Origin of the sequence: Streptomyces sp. NPDC001714, from assembly GCF_042892755.1 — a bacterium.
GTDB lineage: Bacteria > Actinomycetota > Actinomycetes > Streptomycetales > Streptomycetaceae > Streptomyces.
In genome coordinates, this window is sequence record NZ_JBIAUL010000002.1 from 464307 (window position 1) to 484406 (window position 20100).

Genomic DNA, 20100 nt, shown 5'->3' on the forward strand with positions numbered 1-20100 from the left:
CCCTGACGGTCGGGAACGGTAGCACAATTCTCCACTTGCTGGAATGCTGAATGATGTTTAGGAGAGTGTCATTCTCATGTGCTGCCGGGGAGATTCATGGAAGAGACAGATGCACTGCGCGCCGCGCGCGCCATCCGCCGGCGGGTCGTCAAGCGCGTGCGCACGGAACGGGAGGCGGGGGAGTGAGCGGCGGGAGTGTCGGGTTCGTCGGCCTCGGCAATATGGGCAGCGTTCTCGCCGGGAACCTCGTGGCGGCCGGGCATGCGGTCGTGACGCATGACGCGCTCGGTCCCCGGCGGTCGCCCGAGGGGGCCGTCCACGTTCCCGCGGTCGCCGAAGTGGCCGGCCGTACCGACGTGCTGGTGCTCAGCCTTCCCGACGGCCGGGCCTGCGAGCAGGTGGCCCGGGACGTCCTGGCGGCGCCCGAACGGCGCGTCCGGTGCGTCGTCGACACCTCCACCGTCGGTCCGGCCGCCGCCCGGGCCGTCGCCGCACTGCTGGCCGCGGGCGGCATCGGCTACGTCGACGCCCCCGTCTCCGGCGGGGTCGCCGGAGCCCGTGCCCGCACCCTCACCGTCATGTACGCCGGGGAGGACGAGGCCTGTTCGCGCGCCGAGGGCGTACTGGCCGGGCTCAGTGACCGCCGTCGCCGGGTCGGCGACCGGCCCGGCCCGGCGCAGGCCCTCAAGCTCGCCAACAACTTCCTGGCCGCGACCGCGCTCGCCGCCACCAGCGAGGCCGTCGCCTTCGGCGTCGCGGCCGGACTCGACATGGCCACCATGCTCGACGTCCTGAACGAGTCCAGCGGCCAGAGCGCGGCGAGCCGGGACAAGTTCCCGGCCCAGGTCCTCACCGGCCGCTATGCCGCAGGCTTCACCAACTCCCTGATGGACAAGGATGTACGGCTGTACCTGCGCGCCGTGGCGGAGCAGGGCGGTGCGACCGCGATCGGCGAGGCGACCGGGAACGTGTGGGAGCGGTTCGCCCAGGCCGAGCCCGGGGCCGACTTCACCCGGATCTTCCCTTTCTTGCACGGATCCTGACGCACCCGCGGACGAGCCCCGCGGGCTGGTGGGCCGATCCCGGACGATCGGCCGCCGAGTCCGCCGCGGCCTCCCGCGCCTTTCCTGACAGGCGGCTGACTTGACGGCCGATCTCGGGCGAGAATAGCATTCTCATTGGGAGAGACTGAGATTATCGTAGGTCTCCTCCGAACAAGCGACTGGAGGACCAGACCCCATGGCGCACTTCAAGAAGCCCGAGGCGGGCAGCTGGACCGCACACCTGAAGATCGGCACGGAGCCGGTGTCGTACGAGGACTCGATCACGCCGGCGCACTACGAGCTGGAGCGGGACGCCATCTTCAAGCGCACCTGGCTGAACGTCGGCCGAGTCGAGAAACTCCCCAAGCGCGGCAGCTACTTCACCAAGGAACTGGACGCGGCGGGCACCTCGGTCGTCGTGGTGCGCGGCATGGACGACGAGGTGCGTGCCTTCCACAACATCTGCCGGCACCGCGGCAACAAGCTCGTGTGGAACGACTTCCCGCACGAGGAGACCAGCGGGGTCTGCCGCCAGTTCACCTGCAAGTACCACGCCTGGCGGTACGACCTCGAGGGCAAACTGGCCTTCGTCCAGCAGGAGCAGGAGTTCTTCGACCTGGACAAGTCGCAGTACGGCCTCAAGGGCGTGCAGACCGACATCTGGGAGGGGTTCGTCTTCGTCAACCTCGACCCCGGGAACAGCACTCCGCTACGGGAGTACCTGGGCGAGTTCGCCAAGGGGATCGAGGGCTACCCGTTCCACAAGCTGACCCAGGCGCACACGTACCGTGCGGAGATCGGCTCCAACTGGAAGCTGTTCATCGACGCGTTCGCCGAGTTCTACCACGCGCCGATCCTGCACGCCGGCCAGTACGTCTCCGACGAGGCCCGCAAGATCCAGAAGTACGGCTACGAGGCGCTGCACTACGACGTCGACGGCCCGCACAGCATGGTCTCCTCCTGGGGCGGCATCGCCCCGCCGCACGACCGCACGATGGTCAAGCCCATCGAAGGCGCCCTGCGCAGCGGCCTGTTCGGACCGTGGGAGGCGCCCGACATCGGTCTCACGACCGAGGAGCTGCCGCCCGCCATCAACCCCACCCGGGACCCGCGCTGGGGCATGGACTCCTTCGTGTTCTTCCCCAACTTCATGCTGCTGATCTGGCGGCCGAACTGGGTCCTGACATACCACTACTGGCCGACCGCGTACAACACCCACATCTTCGAGGCGACCTGCTACTTCGTGCCGCCCGAGAACGCCTTCCAGCGGCTTCAGCAGGAGCTGGCCGTCGTCTCCTTCAAGGAGTACGGCCTGCAGGACGGCAACACCCTGGAGGCCACACAGACCATGCTGGAGTCACGCACGGTAGGGGAGTTCCCGCTCAACGACCAGGAGGTTCTCCTGCGTCATCTGCACGGTTCCGCCCGGCAGTACGTCCGCGAGTACCAGCAGCGCACCTCCGGCGCCCCGGCCGCCGGCTGACCCGAGGAGACCGAACCATGGCCACCGTTTTCCCCGCCGAGTTCGCCGCGCTGGAACCCTTCGCCGACTGGGCGGTCCCCACCGAGAAGGCCCGGTACGCCAAGCGCATCGCCAGCACCATGGACGAGCTCGACGCCTTCTACGACGTCGCGTTCCCGCTGCTCGCCTCCGGCACGGAGTACCTGCGGCGGGCCACCATGGCGGACATCTCCGAGGAGGACAAGCACCTGCTGTGGCTGTTCTGCGCGCTGGTGACCGTCGCGTTCTCGGTGGAGGCCTGGCGACAGCCCAAGGTGCCGGACACGGGCGCGGCGAGCATCGACTCCGTCGTGGAACCGGCGGTGTGAACGGCATGCGAGTTGGCCGCGTCCCGGGAGGTGCCTGATGCCGCGTCCGCGCACCCCGCAGCCGCCGGTGCGGCTACGGGCCGCCCGCATGCTGGACGTCGACAAGGGCGAACTGGTCGAGCCGGGTGACCTGCTGATCGAGGGCGAGCTCATCACGGCCGTCGCCCCGGGGACCGTTCCGCCCGGCACCGTCGAACTCGACCTCGGTGACGTCTCCCTGCTGCCCGGCCTGATGGACATGGAGGTCAACCTGCTCCTTGGCGGACCCGACCACCGCAGTCCCCTCAACCCGGTGCAGGACGACCCCGCCGTGCGTACCCTGCGGGCCGTGGCCAACGCCCGCCGCACGCTGCGGGCCGGCTTCACGACCGTACGCAACCTCGGTCTGTTCGTGCAGACCGGCGGCCTGCTGCTGGACGTGGCGCTGAAGAAGGCGATCGACCTCGGCTGGGTCGAGGGGCCGCGGGTCGTCCCGGCCGGCCACGCCATCACGCCGACCGGCGGGCACCTCGACCCGACCATGTTCCAGGCGTTCGCGCCGCACATCATGCCGCTGACGGTCGAGGAGGGGATCGCCAACGGGGTGGCCGAGGTGCGCAAGGCGGTCCGTTACCAGATCAAGCACGGCGCCCGGGTCATCAAGGTGTGCGCCTCCAACGGTGTCATGTCGCACACCGGCCCGGCCGGCGCTCAGCAGTACTCCGACGAGGAGCTGCACGCCATCGCCGACGAGGCCCACCGGGCCGGCCTCAAGGTCGCCGCGCACTGCATGGGCGACCGGGCCGTCCGGGCCGCGCTGGACGCGGGCATCGACTGCATCGAGCACGGCTTCCTGGCCGGCGACGAGACCCTCGACCTGATGGTGGCGCGCGGCACCTTCCTGGTCGCCACGACCTACATCGCCGACGGCATGGATGTCTCCAAGGCCGAGCCCGAACTCCAGGCCAAGGCCGCCGAGGTGTTCCCGCGCGCCAAGGCGACGACCAGACGTGCGATCGAGCGCGGTGTCCGCGTGGCCTGCGGCACCGATGCCCCGGCCATCCCGCACGGCCGCAACGCCCGTGAGCTCCTCGCCCTCGTCGACCGGGGCATGACCCCGCTCTCGGCGCTGCGGGCGGCGACGACCACCGCCGCCGCGCTGATCGACGCCGAGGACCGGGGCCGCCTCGAACCCGGCCTCCTGGCCGACGTCATCGCCGTCCCCGGCGACCCGCTGACGGACATCGGGGTCACCGAGGACGTGCGGTTCGTGATGAAGGGCGGCCAGGTCTTCCGGCACGAGGAGACCGCCCGGCCCTGAGCGGACCGGGTGAGGGGGAGGGGAGGGCGGCGGCTCCGGCCGGAGCCACCGCCCTCCCGCATGCCGTGCGGCCCTCACACCTTCCGCGTGATGCCCCCGTCGACCCGGACGATTGCGCCGGTCGTGAAGCTGGACGCGGCACTGGCGAAGTGCAGCGCCAGCGGCGCCACGTCGTCCGGCAGGCCGAGCCGGCCCAGCGGCACGAAGGACGGGTCGAAGTCCGCGGCCGCCCAGGCCTGGTGGGCGTCGGTGAGCACCGGCCCGGGCAGGATGGCGTTCACCCGCACCTTCGGCGCGTACGCCTCCGCGAGTCCCACCGTGAGGGCGTTGAGTCCGGCCTTCGCGCAGGCGTACGGCAGTTCGTGGACGCTCGCCATCAGCGACCCGGCCGTACCGATGTTCACGATCGAGCCGCCGCCGTGGTCGGCCATGTGCTTCGCCGCGAGGACCGCCAGCCGGAACGGCCCTTTCAGGTTCACCGCGAGCGTCTTGTCGTAGAGCTCCTCGCCGACCGCGTCGAGACTCTCGTACACGGGGGACATCCCGGCGTTGTTGACGAGCACGTCCAGCCCGCCCAGCCGCTCCACCGTCTCGGCGACGAGCCGCTCGCAGTCGCCCCAGCGGCCGACATGGCAGGCGATCCCGACGGCCCGCCGCCCGGTCGACGCCCGCACCTGCCCGGCCACCGCGCGGCACGCCTCGCCCTTGCGGGAGGCGACGACGACGTCGGCGCCGGCCTCCGCCAGCGTCTGCACGATGGCCCGCCCGATACCGCGCGAACCACCGGTGACCACGGCCACCTTGCCCGTCAGATCATGAAGCTCAGCGAAGGTCGTCACCCGCGTCAGCCTTTCCGTATCGTCGTCAGCAGCTCGCGCCGCAGCAGCTTTCCGGTGGGCGTGTACGGCAGTTCCGCGCGGAACACGACCACGTCCGGTGTCCTGGAACCGCGCAGGTGCCCCCGCACCCAGGCGCGCAGCGACTCGGCGTCGACGGCCGCCCCCTCGTGGACCACGACGAACGCGGCGATCCGCTCGCCCCACTCCTCGTCCGGCACGCCCACCACGGCAGCCTCACGCACGGCCGCATGCCGCAGGAGAACGTCCTCCACCTCGGCGGGAGCGATGTTCTCGCCGCCGCGGATGATGGTGTCGTCGGCGCGGCCCTCGACGAACAGGTAGCCGTCGGCGTCGAAGCGGGCCAGGTCGCGGGTGGGGAACCAGCCGTCCGCGTCCAGCAGCGCAGCGGCCCCCTTGTACTCTCCGGACACCTGGGGACCGCGCACCCACAGCTGCCCCGGCACCCCGGCCGCCGCCACGGCCCCGCTCTCGTCCCGGATCTGCGCCTCGACGCCCGGCACCATGCGCCCGGCCGAGCGCAGCCGGTCACGGACGGCGGGATCGTCGGAGCAGAGCGCGGCGCGGTGGTCGTCGGGGCCCAGCAGCGCGATGGTCGAGCTGGTCTCGGTGAGCCCGTAGGCGTTGGTGAACCCGGTGTCCGGGAAGGCCCGCAGGGCCGCCTCGAGGACGGGGTGGGGCATGCGCGCGCCGCCGTACGCCAGCGCGCGCAGCGTCGGCACCTCGGCCCGGCGGCCGTCCAGGTGCTCCACGACGCGGGCCAGCATGGTCGGTACGACCATGGCGGAGGTGACGCCCTCGGAGCGGACCAGCTCCAGCCAGGCGCCCGGTTCGAAGGCGCCGAGGTGCACCATCCGGCGGCCGGCGTAGAGGTTGCTGAGCACGGATCCGACGCCCGCGACATGGTAGGGCGGGACCGCGGCCAGGACGGTGTCGCCCGGAGCGGCGGCGGCGAACTCCACGGTCCCCAGGACATAACCGGTCAGGTGCCGGTGGCGCAGGACGGCGGCCTTGGGCGCGGCCGTGGTACCGCTGGTGAACAGCAGTACGGCAGGGTCGTCCGCGGCACCCTCAAGGCCCTCGGCCGGCTCGGCCGAGAGCGCCTCGGCCAGCAGTTCCCCGGGGGTGTACACCCGTGGCCCGGCCCCGGCGAACGTCCCCGCGACGGCCTCGTCCGCGACCACCAGCGGCCGGTCGGTGTGGGTCAGCAGGCCGGTCAACGCATCCGCCGAGAGCCGGTAGTTGACGGGTACCAGCGGCACACCCGCCAGCGCCGCGCCGAACAACAGTGCCGGAAACGCCGGACCGTTGACCCCGGCGAACACCAGCTCCCGTGCCCCGGACCGGTGGACGACGGTCGCGACCCCGGCGGCGGTACGACGGAGCTGCGCCGTGGTCGTCCCGGATCCGCGCGGCCCGATCGCCACCCGGTCCGGGTCACCCGCCACGGCCATGTCGAGCAGCATCGCGATGTTCAAGGCACGCCCTTTCTTCCGCTCCCCGACTGGGAACGATATTCTACTGAGAGGGAAACATCATTCTCCATAGGTGGGTTCCAGGTTATGTTCCTGCCAAGGCCATGTCCCAGGGGGGGCCGTGTGGATTTCGAGCTGACCGAGCAGCAGGAGGACATTCGCGCGGGCGTCCACGAGCTGGCCGCCTCCTTCGGGCCCGGGTACTGGGCCGCCCAGGACGAGCGGGCCGAGTTCCCCTGGAGCTTCTACGACGCCTTCGCCAAGGCCGGCTGGCTGGGGATCGCCGTCCCCGAGGAGTACGGCGGCGGCGGACTCGGGGTCCTGGAGGCCTCCCTCCTGCTGGAGGAGGTGGCCGCCTCAGGTGCCGGCATGAACGGCTGCAGCACCATGCACCTGACCATCTTCGGCCTCAACGTCCTGGCCCGGCACGGCAGCGAGCAGCTGCGCCGCGAGGTGCTCCCGCCCGCCGCCGCCGGCGAGCTGCACGTCTGCTTCGGCGTCACCGAACCCGACGCCGGCACCGACACCACCAGCATCGCCACCTTCGCCCGCCGCGACGGCGACCACTACGTGATCGACGGCCGCAAGATCTGGATCACCAAGGCGGGCGACTCCCAGAAGATGGTCCTGCTCGCCCGCACCACCCCGCGCGACCGGGTCGACAAGCCCACCAAGGGCATCTCGGTGTTCCTGGTCGACGTCGACCGCGCGGCGATGGACATCCGCCCGATCCCCAAGATGGGCCGCAACGCCGTCGCCTCCAACGAGATCTTCATCGACGGCCTGCGCGTCCCGGCGAGCGCCCGAATCGGCGAGGAGGGCGAGGGCTTCCGCTACCTCCTGGACGGCCTCAACCCGGAGCGCATCCTGCTCGCCCACGAGGCCCTGGGCCTGGGCCGGGCAGCCCTGGACGCGGCCACCCGCTACGCCCGCGACCGGGTCGTCTTCGGCCGCCCCATCGGCCAGAACCAGGGCATCGCCTTCCCGCTCGCCGAAGCCCTCACCCGCCTCGACGCCGCCCGCCTGATGGCCCGCAACGCGGCCTGGCGTTACGACCGTGGCCTGGCGTGCGGCCGCGAGGCCAACATGGCCAAGTTCCTGTGCGCCGACGCCGGCTTCCAGGCCGCCGACCGCGCCGTGCAGACACTGGGCGGCATGGGGTACGCCCGCGAGTACCACGTCGAACGGTACTTCCGCGAGTCACGGCTGCTGCGGCTCGCCCCGATCAGCCAGGAGATGGTGCTGAACTATGTGTCCCAGCACGTACTGGGACTGCCCAGGTCGTACTGAGGAGCGTGCGGGCGGAGATCCTGGCCGAGGCGGCGCGTGTCGGCGCAGCCCGGCCCCGGTTCCCAGGAACCTTCCTTCAGTCCTCGCGGCTGGGGTCGCACAGCACCATGACCGCGCGGGCGACGAGTTCGCCGGCGCCGCCGAGTTCCTGGCGGTAGCGGGCCGTGATCCCCTGGACGGTCTCCGCGAAGGCCGGGTCGGTGGCGCGGGCGCGGGCCGGTGGCGGGAGCTCCTGGGCTATCGCGCGACGGCGGGCGAGGAGCGCGATGATCTCGTCGTCGAGCCGCTCGATCCGGGCAAGTGACATCTCCGCCGTCGGTGCGGCAACGGGGTAGGTCGTCACGTGAGATCTCCGTTCTCCAGAAGGAACCGGGGCCCGGTTCCCGTCCGCGGTCATCGCAGTTGGTCCTTCATCACTTTGCCCGTGGCGTTCATCGGCAACTCCTCCCGGAACTCCACGGACCGCGGAACCTTGAACCCGGCCATGCGCTCACGGCTCCAGGCGATCAGCTCCGCTTCGGTCACCTGCCCGTGCCGCACCACGAACGCCTTGCCCACCTGGCCCATCCGCGGGTCCGGCACCCCGATCACCGCGACCTGCGCCACCGCGGGGTGCCCGAGCAGGAAACCCTCGATCTCGGCCGGGTAGGCGTTGAAGCCGCCGACGAGGAACATGTCCTTCTTGCGGCCCACGATCCGCAGGTGCCCGCGCTCGTCCAGGGTGCCGAGGTCGCCGGTGTGCAGCCAGCCGTCCCCGCCGACGGCCTCGGCGGTCGCCCGCGGGTCGTCGAGGTAGCCGCGCATCACGCTGTAGCCGCGCACCAGCACCTCCCCGTCGCCGGCGATCCGGATCTCCACGCCGTCGCAGGGGGTGCCCACGGTGGTGGCGATGTCCTCGAAGGAGTCGCCGGGGCGGGAGGCCGTCACCGTGCCGGCCTCGGAGAGGCCGTAGCCGGTCATGATCGACCGGAAGGGGAGTTCGTCGCGCATCCGGCGGATCAGCTCCACCGGGATGTCGGCCGCGCCGGTGACCGCGCACCGCAGCGACGACAGGTCCCGGCCGCCCTTCCGCCGGGCTTCCAGGAGGGAGTGGTAGAGCGTCGGCGGCCCCGGAAGCATGGTCACCCGCTCGCGCTCGACCAGGTCGAGCACCCGGTCCACCTCGAAGACCGGCACCGGCAGGATGGTGGCCCCGCGGATCAGGGAGGCGATGCAGCCCGCCTTGTAGCCGAAGATGTGGAAGAACGGGTTGACGATCAGATAGCGGTCGCCCTCCCGCAGATCGGCCAGGTCGCACCACTCGGCGTACAGCCGGAGCGTCTGGGCGTGCGTCATCATGACGCCCTTGGGCCGGCCGGTCGTCCCCGAGGTGAAGACGATGTCGGCCACGTCGTCACCGCGCACCTCCCGCTCGAACGGCGAACCGCTCTCCAGGAGGCCGGACTTGAGGTCGATCACCGCGACGCCGGGCGGCCCGGTGAACTCCAGCCCCAGGAAACCCTGTTGGACCAGTACGGCCTTGGCGCCGCTGCGTACGACGATGTCGTGCGCCTCGTCTTCCTTGAACCGGGTGTTGACCGGCACGAGTACCCCGCCGGCGGTGAGCAGCCCGAACGCGGCCACGATCCACTCGGCGGAGTTGGGCGCCCAGATCGCCACCCGGTCGCCCCTGCCGACCCCCAGTGACGCGAAGGCGCCCGCCGCCACCCGGACCCGATCGGTGAGCTGGGCGAAGGTGAGCCGCAGGGGGCCGTCGACGACCGCTTCGGCGTCACCGAAGCGGTCGGCCGCGCTCAGCACCATCCGGGGGATGGTCTCCCACGTGGTCCGAGCCGTCATGTCACGCGGGGATCAGCCGGGACAGATTGCCGCCCATGATCTTCGCCTGGTCGGCCTGGCTCAGTCCCTGGATGGCGTCGACGTACGAGGTCGGCTGTGCCAGACCCTCGGGGTGCGGGTAGTCCGAGCCGAACAGCACCCGGTCCACGCCGATGAGGTCGACGAGATCGTTCAGGTTCTCCTCGTAGAACGGGCTGACGTGGATGCTGTCCTTGACCGCCTGCACCGGGTCGCCGAGGAACTGCTCCGGCATCTTCTTGTACACGTCGGCGAGCTGGTCGAGCAGCGGGGCCACCCAGGAAGAGCCGTTCTCGATCAGTGCGATCTTCAGTTCCGGGAAGCGGAACAGGGCGCCGTGGCACACCCAGGAGGCCACCGCGTCCTGGATCGGCCGCCATTCGTTCACCTGACGGAAGGCGTTCGACTTGAACGGCAGCATCTCGGCGCTGTCGCCCTCCCAGTCGTTGGCGTACCGCGAGTACCCGCTGTCGGACGAGTGCATCGCCACCAGCACGCCCGTCTCCACGACCCGCTTCCAGAACGGGTCGAACTCCTCCATCGCGAAGGACCGCGAGCCGCCGTACCCGGGCACCGGGGCCGGCCGGACGAGAATCGCCCGCGCGCCGCGCTCCACGGCCCAGTCGAGCTCCGCGATCGCCTTCTCGACGATGGGCAGGGTGATCACGGGGGTAGTGAGGATCCGGTCCTTGTAGTTGAACGACCAGGTCTCGTACAGCCACTCGTTGAGCGAGTGGATGACGGCGTGGATGAGCTCCGGGTGGTGCCGCATCCGCTCCTCGATGAGGCTCGCGAGCGTCGGGAACATCAGCGTCCGCTGCACGCCGAGTTCGTCGAGCAGCTCCAGTCGCGGACCCGGTTCCCGGAAGGCGGGGACGGAGCGCATCGGCTCCCCGAAGATCTCCCGGCGGGACTTGCCGTCCGGGTTGCCGACGCGGAAGTACTCCTCCATGGCGCCGGGCCGGGCGACCACCTCGAAGGTCGGGTTCGGGATGTAGTCGCTGATCTGGCCGAGGATCGCGATCTTGGTACGGCCGCGGACCTGTACGTACTCGATCGCACCCGCGTACTGCTTCGGGAGGAACTTGGTCAGCGCCTCCTCGGTCTCGTACAGGTGGTTGTCCGCGTCGAAGAGCGGATACGGCAGCGCACGCGAAGACATGAGACCCTCCTTTGCGATTTGAGAGAATCCTATTCTCTTCAGCTGCGTACGGCAATGTCCTCACGGAGCCGGAACTTCTGCACCTTGCCGCTCGCCGTCCGTGGGAAGTCCGCCACCTCGTGCAGCTCCTCGGGCCACTTCTGCCTGGCCAGGCCGGCCCGCTCGAAGTGGACGCGCATCTCGGCCAGTCGGGGCATCGGGTGTCCGGGCAGCATGCGCAGGAACCCGGCCGCGTGCTCGCCGAGGCGGGCGTCGGGGGCGGCGACCACCGCGGCCTCCGCCACACCCGGCATCGTGAGGAGCACCTCCTCGACCTCCGGTGCGCTGATGTTCTCGCCGCCCCGGATGATCAAGTCGGCCTTGCGGCCGGTGATCGTGAGGTAGCCGTCCTCGTCCACCTCGCCGAGGTCGCCGGTGCGGTACCAGCCCTGCTCGTCGAACGCCCGCGCCGTCAGGGCCGGGTCGGTGTAGCCGAGGCACAGGTCAGGACCCCGGCTGAGGATCTCGCCGTCCTCGGCCAGCCGGATCTCGACGCCCGGGAGCGCGGTGCCGTCCGTGAACAGCCGCTTGGGTTCCGGGGCGTCGTGCCGGGACGAGGTGATCGAGGGATGCTCGGTGCTCCCGTACGCCCGGAAGACCCGGATCCCCAGACCGGCCAGCCGCGTGGTGACGGCCGCCGGCACGGACGAGCCGCCGAGCCCCGCGTAGCGCAGGTACCGCAGATGGCCCTCGGTGAAGTCGGGGTGGTCGAGGAGACTGGTGACGTAGTACGGCGCCCCGCCCCCGACGTGGAGCCCGTGGCCGCTCATCAGCCGCAGGGCTCCGGCCGGGTCCCAGGCGTCGGTGAGGTGCACGGGGGCGCCGTCCAGGACGGGGATCAGGAACGCGTTGACCATGCCGATGAAGTGGCCCACGGGGGCCGCGGTGAGCTGCCTGCCGCGGTCGGGCGGGTAGCTCGCGGCGAGCTGCCGGGTCTCGTGGCCGAGGGTCTGGTGACTGTGCACGACGCCCTTCGGGTCGCGGGTCGTGCCGGAGGTGAAGGCGATCAGGGCGGTGCCGGCCGGGTCGGCCGGGAGCGTCCCGGTGAACGGGGTGTCGCCGAGCAGGTCGTCGAAACGCTCGGCGTGGGCCCGGCGCAGGCTCGCCTCGCCCACCACGCCCACCACCGGCACGTCCGCGCACAGGTCCGGCAGGAACTCCAGGTGGCCGAAGCGCTCGGCGGTGACGAAGACGCGCGGCCGGACGGCGTCGAGGATGTAGCCGACCTCCTTGCGCCCGTAGAAGTGGACGACCGGGACGACCGCCGCCCCCAGGAACGCCGAGGCCCAGAACACCGCGGCGGCCTCCATCCAGTTGGGCAGCTGGAAGACCACCGTGTCACCGGGCCCCACCCCCCGCTCCCGCAGCCCGGCCGCGAGCCGGCGCGCGACCGTCTCGACCTCCCGGAAGGTGCCCGCCCAGGGCCGGACGGCCGAGTGCACCCGGAACTCGGTGCCCGGCGCCGCCGCCAGACCCCGGGTCAGCAGGTCACCGATCGTCTCCCGGGTCCACCAGCCCTCGGCTTCATAGCGCTCCACCAACTCGACGGGGATCTTTCGCATCTGCGGCTACCTCCACTGCGACGGGCGGCTCTTCGAGGCATCGGACGGTGCTGATCAGCGGCGTATACGCTATTCTCGCTAAACGAGAATGCCAATATCTCCTGGGGGGAATCACGTGATCGATCTTGAGCTGGAGGACGGCCTGGCCGTCCTCACGATCGACCGCCCGCACGCCCGCAACGCCATCTCGCTCGCCACGATGGACGAGTTGGAGAAGGCGCTCGACGCGGCGGCGGGCGCGCGGGCACTGGTGATCAGGGGAGCCGGGGACCGGGCCTTCGTCTCCGGGGGAGACCTCAAGGAACTCGCCGCGATCCGCACCGAGGACGAGGCGGCGGCCATGGCCTGGCGGATGCGGGGCCTGTGCGACCGGATCGCCGGCTTTCCGGCCCCCGTCGTCGCCGCGCTCAACGGCCACGCCCTGGGCGGCGGGGCCGAGGTCGCGGTCGCCGCGGACATCCGTGTCGCGGCCGACGACATCAGGATCGGCTTCAACCAGGTGACCCTGGCGATCATGCCCGCCTGGGGTGGCGCCGAACGCCTCGCCGCCCTGGTCGGCCGCGGCAGGGCACTGCTGCTCGCGGGCACGGGGGCCGTGCTCGGCGCCGCCGAGGCGGAGCGGGCCGGTCTGGTCGACCGGGTGGTGCCGCGCGCCTCCTTCGAGACCGAATGGCGTTCGCTGGCGCGTTCCCTCGCCACCGGCCCCGCGGCGGAGATCAAAAGGGTGGTGGGCGGCGGCACTTCGGCGGACGGGGCGGTGCACGCCTTCGCCCGGCTCTGGGCCGCGGACGCGCACTGGGACGCCGCGGACCGGGTGCTGCGCCGCGAGAAGTGACCTGCCCGGTCCCAGGGTGCGTCCCACCACGGCGCCATCATCGACTCGGCGACGGACGCGCGCGACGGTCCGGACGCGCCGGATGCGTCACATGCGCGGAAGGGGGCCGGGGCGCGCGCGCCGGATCGCGGGGGACTCGCGCACCGGACCGCGGGGGCCGCGCACACCGGACCGCGGGGGAGTCGCGCACCGCGCGTCCCCCGCGTGACTCCCCCACGGGACTCAGGTGTTCCGGCCCCCGTTGACCCCGATCACCTGTCCGGTGATGTACCCGGCCTCCTCCGACACCAGGAAAGAACACGCGGCCGCGATGTCCTCCGGGCGCCCCGGCCGCCGTACCGGGGTGAGCTCCGCGTGGTGGTCCACCGACCCACCGAGCAGGCCGCGTTCCTCGGAGTCGCGCAGCATCGGCGTGTCGATGAAACCGGGCGGAATGGTGTTCACCGTGATCCCGTCCGGACCGAGCTCCAGAGCCAGGGACTTGGTGAGCCCGACGAGCCCGGACTTCGAGGCGACGTAGTGCGTCATGTACGGCTGCCCCGAATGCGTGCTCGACGAGGAGATGTTGACGATCCGGCCCCAGCCCGCCTCCCGCATGTCGGGCACGACCGCCTGGCAGAGATAGAACGGCCCGTTGAGGTTGACCGCCATGATCCGGTTCCAGGTCTCGTCGGTGATCTTCAGGAACCGGCCGACCTCGCTGATCCCGGCGTTGTTGACCAGCACCAGCACCGGCCCGCCCAGCGTCTCGCGCACCCGCAGCACGGCCGCGTTCACCTGCCCCCGGTCGGACACGTCGACGCCCCCGAAGGCGACCGCCTCGTGCCCCTTGCGCCGGGACTCCTCGGCGACCTCCTCGGCCGCCTCCCCGTTCAGGTCGAGGACGGCGGTGGCGAAGCCGTCCTCGGCCAGCCGCTGCGCGATCGCGCGCCCGATGCCCGAACCGCCGCCCGTGACGAGGGCCGTACGCCGCCGGCTCATACGACCGCCTCCTCGCCGAGCAGCGAGGTGCGGTGCATCAGCCGGGAGGACCCGGGGCCGTACGGCAGGGCGCGGTGCAGCATCCCGGTGTTGTCCCAGATCACCAGATCGCCCTGGCGCCGGCGGTGGCGCAGGGTGAACTCCGGCCGGGTCGCCCAGCCCAGGAGCCGGTCGAGCAGCTCGCGGCCCTCGGCCGCCGGTCTGCCGGTCACCTCGCCCGCCGTCGCGCCGATGAGCAGTGACCTGCGTCCGCTGCCGCGGGTCCACACCAGGGGGTGCTCGCGGGCCGGGTTGCGGTCCCAGGCCGCCCGTTCCCTCGGTGACGGGTCCGGTGTCACGAGCAACTGCGAGGCGGCGAAGCTGTGCACGACGCGCAGGCCGTCCAGTTCCTCGCGCTCGGCCCGGGGCAACGCCTCGTACGCGGCGAAGGTGTTGGCGAACTCGGTGTCGCCGTCGCCGTCGTCCGACACCTGGCATGCCGTCAGGAGGGTCGCCTTGTCGGGGACCTGCGCCGTCGCGCCGTCGATGTGCCAGAAGAAGGTGGACTCGCGGTAGGCGGCCAGCGGGCTCTTCGACGGGTCGCGGGTGATCCGCTGGATCTCGCGGTGGGCCGGGTGACCGCCCATCGGCAGCGGGACGACGTCGCCGAGCAGCCTGCTGAAGGTGACCAGATCGGCGTCGTCGATGTCGGCCTCGCGGTAGATCACCACTCCGCGCCGCTCCAGCGCGGCCAGGCATTCCTCCGCGACACCGCGATCGACCAGCCGGCTCCCGGAGAGCCCGGTGTTCTCCACGCCGGTGGTGGGAGTCACTTCGGTGACGGTGACGGGCATTCGGGTGCGGCCCTTCTCTTGGCTCCTGCAAGATCGTTCTTGGTGGTGAGAATCTCGTTCCGGCGGCAGGCGGCTCGGCCGGGACACGTGCCGCGCCGTCTGCATGGGCGGTGCCGGCTACGTCACCGCCCCCGCGGCCTTCAGCGCCAGGATCCGCTCCCAGTCCAGCCCCAGCTCCAGCAGGACCTCCTCGGTCTGTGCCGCGAACTCCGGCGCGGGACCCGGCCGCGGGGCCGTGACGTCGAACTGCACCGGGTTCGCGACCAGTTCGAGCTCACCGGCCCGCACGACGTACTCGTTCGCCCGGACCTGCGCGTCGTGACCGACCTGAAGGGAATCCTGCACGGGCGCCCACGGCCCGGCCAGCGTCGCGAAGCGCTCGGACCACTCGGCGAGGGTGCCCGTGGCGATCACCTCGCGCAGGATCCTGACGGCTTCCTCCGTGTTCGCGGCGAGCTGCTCGCCGGTCGCGAAACGCGGATCGTCCGCCAGTTCTGGGCGGCCAATGTGCCGGCACACGTCCGCCCAGAACTTGCCGGGCTGCATCATCACGAACGCGAGATAGCGGTCGTCGGCCGTGCGGTACAGCCCGGAGAGCGGGTTGGTGGGGGAGCCGTGCGCCCCGGTGGGCGGCGCGACCATCGGCCGGTCCAGATGGAGGGACAGGGCGATCCCGTGCCCCAGGGCCCACACACCGCTGCCCAGCAGGGAGACGTCCACGACCGACGGTTCGCCCGTGCGCTCGCGCTTCAGCAGGGCCGCGGTGATGCCCCCCGCGAGGTTCGTGCCCGAGATCGTGTCCCCGTAGGCCGGTCCGGGCGGCGGGACCATGCCGGGCGTGCCGGGCGGCGTGAGGCTGGCCGCCGTGCCGGCCCTGGCCCAGAACGCCGTCATGTCGTACCCACCCCGGTCCGCCTCGCCGCCCCGCGGGCCGAGCGCGCTGCCGCGGGCGTAGACGATGCGCGGGTTCACGGCGCGGATGTCGTCCACGTCGATGCCGAACCTCCGCCGCGCCGAGGGCAGGAAGCTGGTCAGGAACACGTCCGCGCGCCTGGCCAGTTCGTACAGCACCTCCCTGCCCTCGGGCCGCGCCATGTCCAGGCCGATGCTGCGCTTCCCCCGGTTGGCATGCTCCACGTTGGGGTTGGGGTCGCCCTCCACCTTGAAGGTGCCGGTCTGCCGCAGCCCGCGCTGCGGATCGCCGTTGACGGCGTGTTCGACCTTGACGACGTCCGCGCCCCAGTCGGCGAGCACCGCGCCGGCGGACGGGACGAAGCCGTACATCGCCACTTCCAGGACCCGTATGCCCGCCAGCGGGCCGTCGCCGCTCATCCGACCACTTCCCCGAAGGTCTTGCGCTCCATGAACTCCTCCAGACCGTCGACGCCCTTTTCCCTGCCGATGCCCGACTGCTTGTAGCCCCCGAAGGGGGTGTCGGCGAAGAAGTTGTCGGAAATCAAGTTCTCGATTTTGAGAACCATACCGGTCCGAGCATCGTGCGTCACGACCTCGGGAGCGTGATCCTGGTGCTGTCGCGCAGAGACATAAAGTCGTCAGAAGGGGGTTCCGGCCCCAGCGCTCTGAAAGTATGGTTCTCGCATCCGGAAGGGAGATTCTTGTGATCGGAGTCGTGGGCGCCGGTCGGATGGGCCTGCCGATGGTGCGACGGCTCGCCGAGGCGGGCCACCGGGTACGGGTGACCGGCAGGACGCCCGAGACCCGCCGCGCGCTCACCCGGGAACCCGCGCAGGTCGTCCCCGACGTCGCCCAGGTCGGCGAGGGGGCGGACGCGGTACTGGTATGCGTCCACACCGACGGGCAGGTGCGCGAAGTCTGCCTCGACAGTGGGCTGTTGACCACGATGCCGAGCGGCAGCACGCTCGTCGTCCACACCACCGGAAGCCCCCGCACCGTCGAGGCGGTGGCGGACCGGGCCGCGACGGGCGGGATCGGCGTCGTCGACGCACCGGTCAGCGGCGGCCCGCCCGATGTGGCGGCCGGCCGGATCACCCTCTACGTCGGGGGCGCCGACGACACCGTCGCCCGCGTCCGTCCCGTACTGCGCAGCTACGGCGACCCCGTGCTGCACGTCGGCCCGCTGGGCTTCGGCCAACGGGTCAAGCTCGTCAACAACACCGTCTTCGCGAGCCAGATCGGACTTCTCGCCCACGCCGCCCGCCTCGGCCGGCAACTGGGCCTCGACGAGCGGCTCCTGCTGGACGCCCTCACCCACGGCAGCGCATCGAGCCGCGCGCTCGCCGGCGTCGTACGCCACGGCTCGGTCACCGGATTCACCCGCTCCACAAGGGAGTTCCTGGGCAAGGACATGGACGTCGTGCGCGTGGTCGCCGGCGACCTCGGCGCCGACCTCGGCGCCCTCGCCCCCGCTCTCGACGCCCTGCCCGACGCGACCGTACCGGGGAACGGCGGCTGAGGAGGCGACCCGCGCACCGGAGCCGAGGCGGCGACGCGACCGCGACCACCGGCCACCCCGCGGCCCGGGAACGAAGTACAACCACGAAAGAAGGGACACCGCCCATGGGACGAGTCGAGGGCAAGGTCGCGTTCATCACCGGCGCGGCGCGCGGCCAGGGGCGCAGCCACGCGGTACGGCTGGCCGAGGAGGGCGCCGACATCATCGCGGTGGACATCTGCCGCGACTACGAGACGGTCCGCTACCCGATGGCCACCCCCGAGGACCTCAAGGAGACCGTCCGCCTGGTCGAGGAACAGGGCCGGCGCATCGTCGCCCGCCAGGCCGACGTACGCGACACCGCCCAGCTGCGCGCCGCCCTGGACGCGGGCCTCGAACAGTTCGGCCAACTGGACATCGTGGTGGCGCAGGCCGGCATCGCCCCGCTGCGCGGCGAACCCAGGATGCAGGCCTGGTGCGACGCCGTCGACGTCGACCTGGTCGGCACCATCAACACCATCCAGGTCTGCCTGCCGCACCTGCGCGAGGGCGCCTCCGTCATCGCCACCGGCTCCACCGCAGCCCTCATGGACCACGGCATCGTCCAGAACCCGGGCTCCAACCCCGGCGGCGCGGGGTACGCCTTCGCCAAGCGCGCCCTGTCCGAGTACGTCCACGAACTCGCCCGCAACCTGGCCCCGTTGAACCAGCGCGCCAACGTCCTGCACCCGACCAACGTCGACACCCACATGCTGCAGAACGAGTCGATGTACGAGTCCTTCCGGCCCGACCTCGACCACCCCACCCGCGCGGACGCCGAACCGTCCTTCGCCGTGCAGCAGGCCATGCCGATCCCGTTCGTGGAGCCGCGCGACATCAGCAACGCCCTGCTGTTCCTCGCCTCCGACGAGGCCCGGTACATCACGGGAACCCAGCTGCGCGTGGACGCGGGCGGCTACATCAAGTGGTACGACTGGCGCCGCTGAACCCAGGAAACCCCAGGTCAACAGGGAGGACCAGCGTGAAGGTCCGGGTCGATCCGGAGCGCTGCCAGGGCCATACGCTCTGCGCGATGATCGCTCCGAAGGCATTCCAGCTCGACGACATCGACGGCCACTCCTCGGCCGTGAGCGAAGACGTTCCCGCGGACCAGGAGGAGCAGGTCCGGGAAGCCGCGCACTCCTGCCCGGAACGGGCCATCCAGCTCTTCTGAGCCGGCTGGCTTCCCCGAACGTAAGGACTGAGCCATGAGCGAGACCGGCACCGACGACGAACGCCAGAAGAACCGGGTGCACTTCGACCGGCACACACCGCAGTACCGCCACCGGTTCGAGGAGATCACCCACGAACTGCACGGCAAGTGCCCCATCGCCTGGACCGACGCCCACGGCGGCCACTGGGTCGCCAGCGGCAACCGCGAGGTCTTCGAACTGGCCCGGTCCGCCGAGTTCCTCTCCAACGACCACGACGTCAGGGGCGAACGCCGCGGCTACAAGGGCATCACCATCCCCTCGCCCCCGCGCGCCCGCGAAGCACAGGGCGGGTTCCTGGAGATGGACCCGCCCGACCAGCGCCACTACCGCCAGACCCTCAACCCCTACCTCTCCCCGGCGGCCGTCGCCCGCTGGATCCCCTTCGTCGACGAGGTGGTCCGCGCCTGCCTCGACGAACGGATCGAGGAGGGCCGGATCGACTTCGTCGACGACCTCGCCAACATCGTCCCGGCCGTCCTCACCCTGGCGATGATGGGCATCCCGCTGGCGGACTGGACCGTCTACAACGAACCGGCCCACGCCTCCGTCTACACCCCGCCGAACTCACCCGACATGCCACGGGTCGCCGAGCTGAGCCGCGCCATGGGCCGCGGCCTGTACGCGGCACTCCTGGAGATCCGCGACAAACCCAGGCCCGGCCTGATCGACGCTCTGGTCCACGCGGACATCAACGGCAGGACCCCGCCCGACGAGGAACTGGTCGGCGTCCTCGCCCTGCTCATCGGCGGCGGCTTCGACACCACCACGGCGCTGACCGCGCACGCGCTGGAGTGGCTGTCACAGCATCCCGGTGAACGGGACCGGCTCAGCCGGGAGCGGGCAACCCTGCTGGACTCGGCGACCGAGGAGTTCCTGCGCTTCTTCACCCCCGCCCCGGGTGACGGCCGTACGATCTCCGCCGACTGCGAGATCGCCGGCCAGCGGTTCGAGGAGGGTGAACGCCTGTGGCTGTCCTGGGCGATGGCCAATCGCGACCCCGCCGTCTTCGCCGACCCAGACCGGGTCCACCTGGACCGCAAGGGCAACCGGCACAGCAGCTTCGGTCTCGGCATCCACCGCTGCATCGGCTCGAACGTCGCCCGTACGGTGTTCAAGCGGATGGCGACGGCCGTGCTCGACCGGCTGCCGGACTACCGCTGCGACCCGGACGGCACCGTCCACTACGAGACCATCGGCGTCATCCAGGGCATGCGCCACCTCCCGGCGGTCTTCAGTCCGGGCAAGCGCCTCGGCCCCTCGCTCGACGAGACGCTGGAGACGCTCCAGCAGGCCTGCGACGAACAGCGCCTCGCCGAACCGGTGACCGTACGCCCGGGCCGGGCACGCACCGCGGACTGAAGGGACGTCGC

Annotated in this window: 20 protein-coding genes; 10 read left to right on the forward strand and 10 right to left on the reverse strand. The window is 71.3% G+C overall.

Translation table 11 applies throughout. The features are described from left to right. Positions 1-182 precede the first annotated feature (182 nt). The 4 genes from ACFY0P_RS06685 to ACFY0P_RS06700 all read left to right on the forward strand — a co-directional run bounded on the left by ACFY0P_RS06685 (position 183) and on the right by ACFY0P_RS06700 (position 4173). Complete coding sequence (locus tag ACFY0P_RS06685; protein ID WP_388908078.1) at positions 183-1043, forward strand: NAD(P)-dependent oxidoreductase; 861 nt, start codon at positions 183-185, stop codon at positions 1041-1043. A 196-nt stretch (positions 1044-1239) separates the two neighbouring features. Continuing rightward, positions 1240-2526 (forward strand): aromatic ring-hydroxylating dioxygenase subunit alpha, encoded by a 1287-nt coding sequence (locus tag ACFY0P_RS06690; protein ID WP_388908080.1) that lies wholly within the window; start codon positions 1240-1242, stop codon positions 2524-2526. 17 nt (positions 2527-2543) lie between these two features. Then, positions 2544-2873 carry a hypothetical protein gene (locus ACFY0P_RS06695; RefSeq protein WP_388908082.1) on the forward strand — a complete coding sequence of 110 codons (330 nt, stop codon included), beginning with the start codon at positions 2544-2546 and terminating at the stop codon, positions 2871-2873. Between the two features lie 37 nt (positions 2874-2910). Then, positions 2911-4173, forward strand: a complete 1263-nt coding sequence (locus tag ACFY0P_RS06700) for an amidohydrolase family protein (RefSeq protein ID WP_388908084.1) — start codon at positions 2911-2913, stop codon at positions 4171-4173. 74 nt (positions 4174-4247) lie between these two features. On the opposite strand, the gene ACFY0P_RS06705 is transcribed toward ACFY0P_RS06700, so the two are convergent. Then, positions 4248-5012 carry an SDR family NAD(P)-dependent oxidoreductase gene (locus ACFY0P_RS06705; RefSeq protein ID WP_388908086.1) on the reverse strand — a complete coding sequence of 255 codons (765 nt, stop codon included), beginning with the start codon at positions 5010-5012 and terminating at the stop codon, positions 4248-4250. 5 nt (positions 5013-5017) lie between these two features. Then, positions 5018-6508 carry a class I adenylate-forming enzyme family protein gene (locus tag ACFY0P_RS06710; RefSeq protein ID WP_388908088.1) on the reverse strand — a complete coding sequence of 497 codons (1491 nt, stop codon included), beginning with the start codon at positions 6506-6508 and terminating at the stop codon, positions 5018-5020. Positions 6509-6628: 120 nt separating this feature from the next. On the opposite strand from ACFY0P_RS06710, the gene ACFY0P_RS06715 reads away from it, so the two are divergent. Beyond that, positions 6629-7795 carry an acyl-CoA dehydrogenase family protein gene (locus tag ACFY0P_RS06715; protein ID WP_388908089.1) on the forward strand — a complete coding sequence of 389 codons (1167 nt, stop codon included), beginning with the start codon at positions 6629-6631 and terminating at the stop codon, positions 7793-7795. Between the two features lie 76 nt (positions 7796-7871). Here ACFY0P_RS06715 and ACFY0P_RS06720 read toward each other — a convergent pair whose 3' ends face one another. The 4 genes from ACFY0P_RS06720 to ACFY0P_RS06735 are packed head-to-tail and all read right to left on the reverse strand — an operon-like array spanning position 7872 to position 12415. Next, a complete protein-coding gene (locus ACFY0P_RS06720) occupies positions 7872-8138 on the reverse strand; it encodes a hypothetical protein (protein WP_388908091.1) in 267 nt (88 codons plus the stop codon). 50 nt (positions 8139-8188) lie between these two features. Next, positions 8189-9634 carry a FadD3 family acyl-CoA ligase gene (locus ACFY0P_RS06725; protein ID WP_388908093.1) on the reverse strand — a complete coding sequence of 482 codons (1446 nt, stop codon included), beginning with the start codon at positions 9632-9634 and terminating at the stop codon, positions 8189-8191. 1 nt (position 9635) lies between these two features. Further along, entirely contained in the window at positions 9636-10814 is a 1179-nt protein-coding gene (locus tag ACFY0P_RS06730) for an amidohydrolase family protein (protein WP_388908095.1), read from the reverse strand. A 38-nt stretch (positions 10815-10852) separates the two neighbouring features. Next, positions 10853-12415 carry an AMP-binding protein gene (locus ACFY0P_RS06735; RefSeq protein WP_388908097.1) on the reverse strand — a complete coding sequence of 521 codons (1563 nt, stop codon included), beginning with the start codon at positions 12413-12415 and terminating at the stop codon, positions 10853-10855. 115 nt (positions 12416-12530) lie between these two features. Here ACFY0P_RS06735 and ACFY0P_RS06740 point away from each other — a divergent pair, with 115 nt between their 5' ends. Further along, positions 12531-13250 carry an enoyl-CoA hydratase/isomerase family protein gene (locus ACFY0P_RS06740; protein ID WP_388908099.1) on the forward strand — a complete coding sequence of 240 codons (720 nt, stop codon included), beginning with the start codon at positions 12531-12533 and terminating at the stop codon, positions 13248-13250. 222 nt (positions 13251-13472) lie between these two features. On the opposite strand, the gene ACFY0P_RS06745 is transcribed toward ACFY0P_RS06740, so the two are convergent. From ACFY0P_RS06745 to ACFY0P_RS06760, 4 genes are all read right to left on the reverse strand, one after another. Next, positions 13473-14231 carry an SDR family NAD(P)-dependent oxidoreductase gene (locus ACFY0P_RS06745; protein ID WP_388908101.1) on the reverse strand — a complete coding sequence of 253 codons (759 nt, stop codon included), beginning with the start codon at positions 14229-14231 and terminating at the stop codon, positions 13473-13475. Then, a complete protein-coding gene (locus tag ACFY0P_RS06750; protein WP_388908102.1) occupies positions 14228-15043 on the reverse strand; it encodes a TauD/TfdA dioxygenase family protein in 816 nt (271 codons plus the stop codon). Before ACFY0P_RS06750 ends, ACFY0P_RS06745 begins: the two co-directional genes overlap by 4 nt. 138 nt (positions 15044-15181) lie before the next feature. Then, positions 15182-16396 (reverse strand): CaiB/BaiF CoA transferase family protein, encoded by a 1215-nt coding sequence (locus tag ACFY0P_RS06755; protein WP_388908104.1) that lies wholly within the window; start codon positions 16394-16396, stop codon positions 15182-15184. Beyond that, positions 16393-16524 (reverse strand): aldehyde dehydrogenase family protein, encoded by a 132-nt coding sequence (locus tag ACFY0P_RS06760; RefSeq protein WP_388908106.1) that lies wholly within the window; start codon positions 16522-16524, stop codon positions 16393-16395. The genes ACFY0P_RS06755 and ACFY0P_RS06760 overlap by 4 nt, the downstream gene beginning before the upstream one ends. 158 nt (positions 16525-16682) lie before the next feature. Between ACFY0P_RS06760 and ACFY0P_RS06765 the strand changes: the two genes are divergently transcribed. The 4 genes from ACFY0P_RS06765 to ACFY0P_RS06780 all read left to right on the forward strand — a co-directional run bounded on the left by ACFY0P_RS06765 (position 16683) and on the right by ACFY0P_RS06780 (position 20089). Continuing rightward, complete coding sequence (locus tag ACFY0P_RS06765) at positions 16683-17498, forward strand: NAD(P)-dependent oxidoreductase (protein WP_388908108.1); 816 nt, start codon at positions 16683-16685, stop codon at positions 17496-17498. 104 nt (positions 17499-17602) lie between these two features. Next, positions 17603-18463 carry a mycofactocin-coupled SDR family oxidoreductase gene (locus tag ACFY0P_RS06770; protein ID WP_388908110.1) on the forward strand — a complete coding sequence of 287 codons (861 nt, stop codon included), beginning with the start codon at positions 17603-17605 and terminating at the stop codon, positions 18461-18463. 35 nt (positions 18464-18498) lie between these two features. Further along, complete coding sequence (locus ACFY0P_RS06775) at positions 18499-18690, forward strand: ferredoxin (RefSeq protein ID WP_388908112.1); 192 nt, start codon at positions 18499-18501, stop codon at positions 18688-18690. A 34-nt stretch (positions 18691-18724) separates the two neighbouring features. Then, positions 18725-20089 (forward strand): cytochrome P450, encoded by a 1365-nt coding sequence (locus tag ACFY0P_RS06780; protein ID WP_388908114.1) that lies wholly within the window; start codon positions 18725-18727, stop codon positions 20087-20089. The last annotated feature ends 11 nt before the right edge of the window (positions 20090-20100 follow it).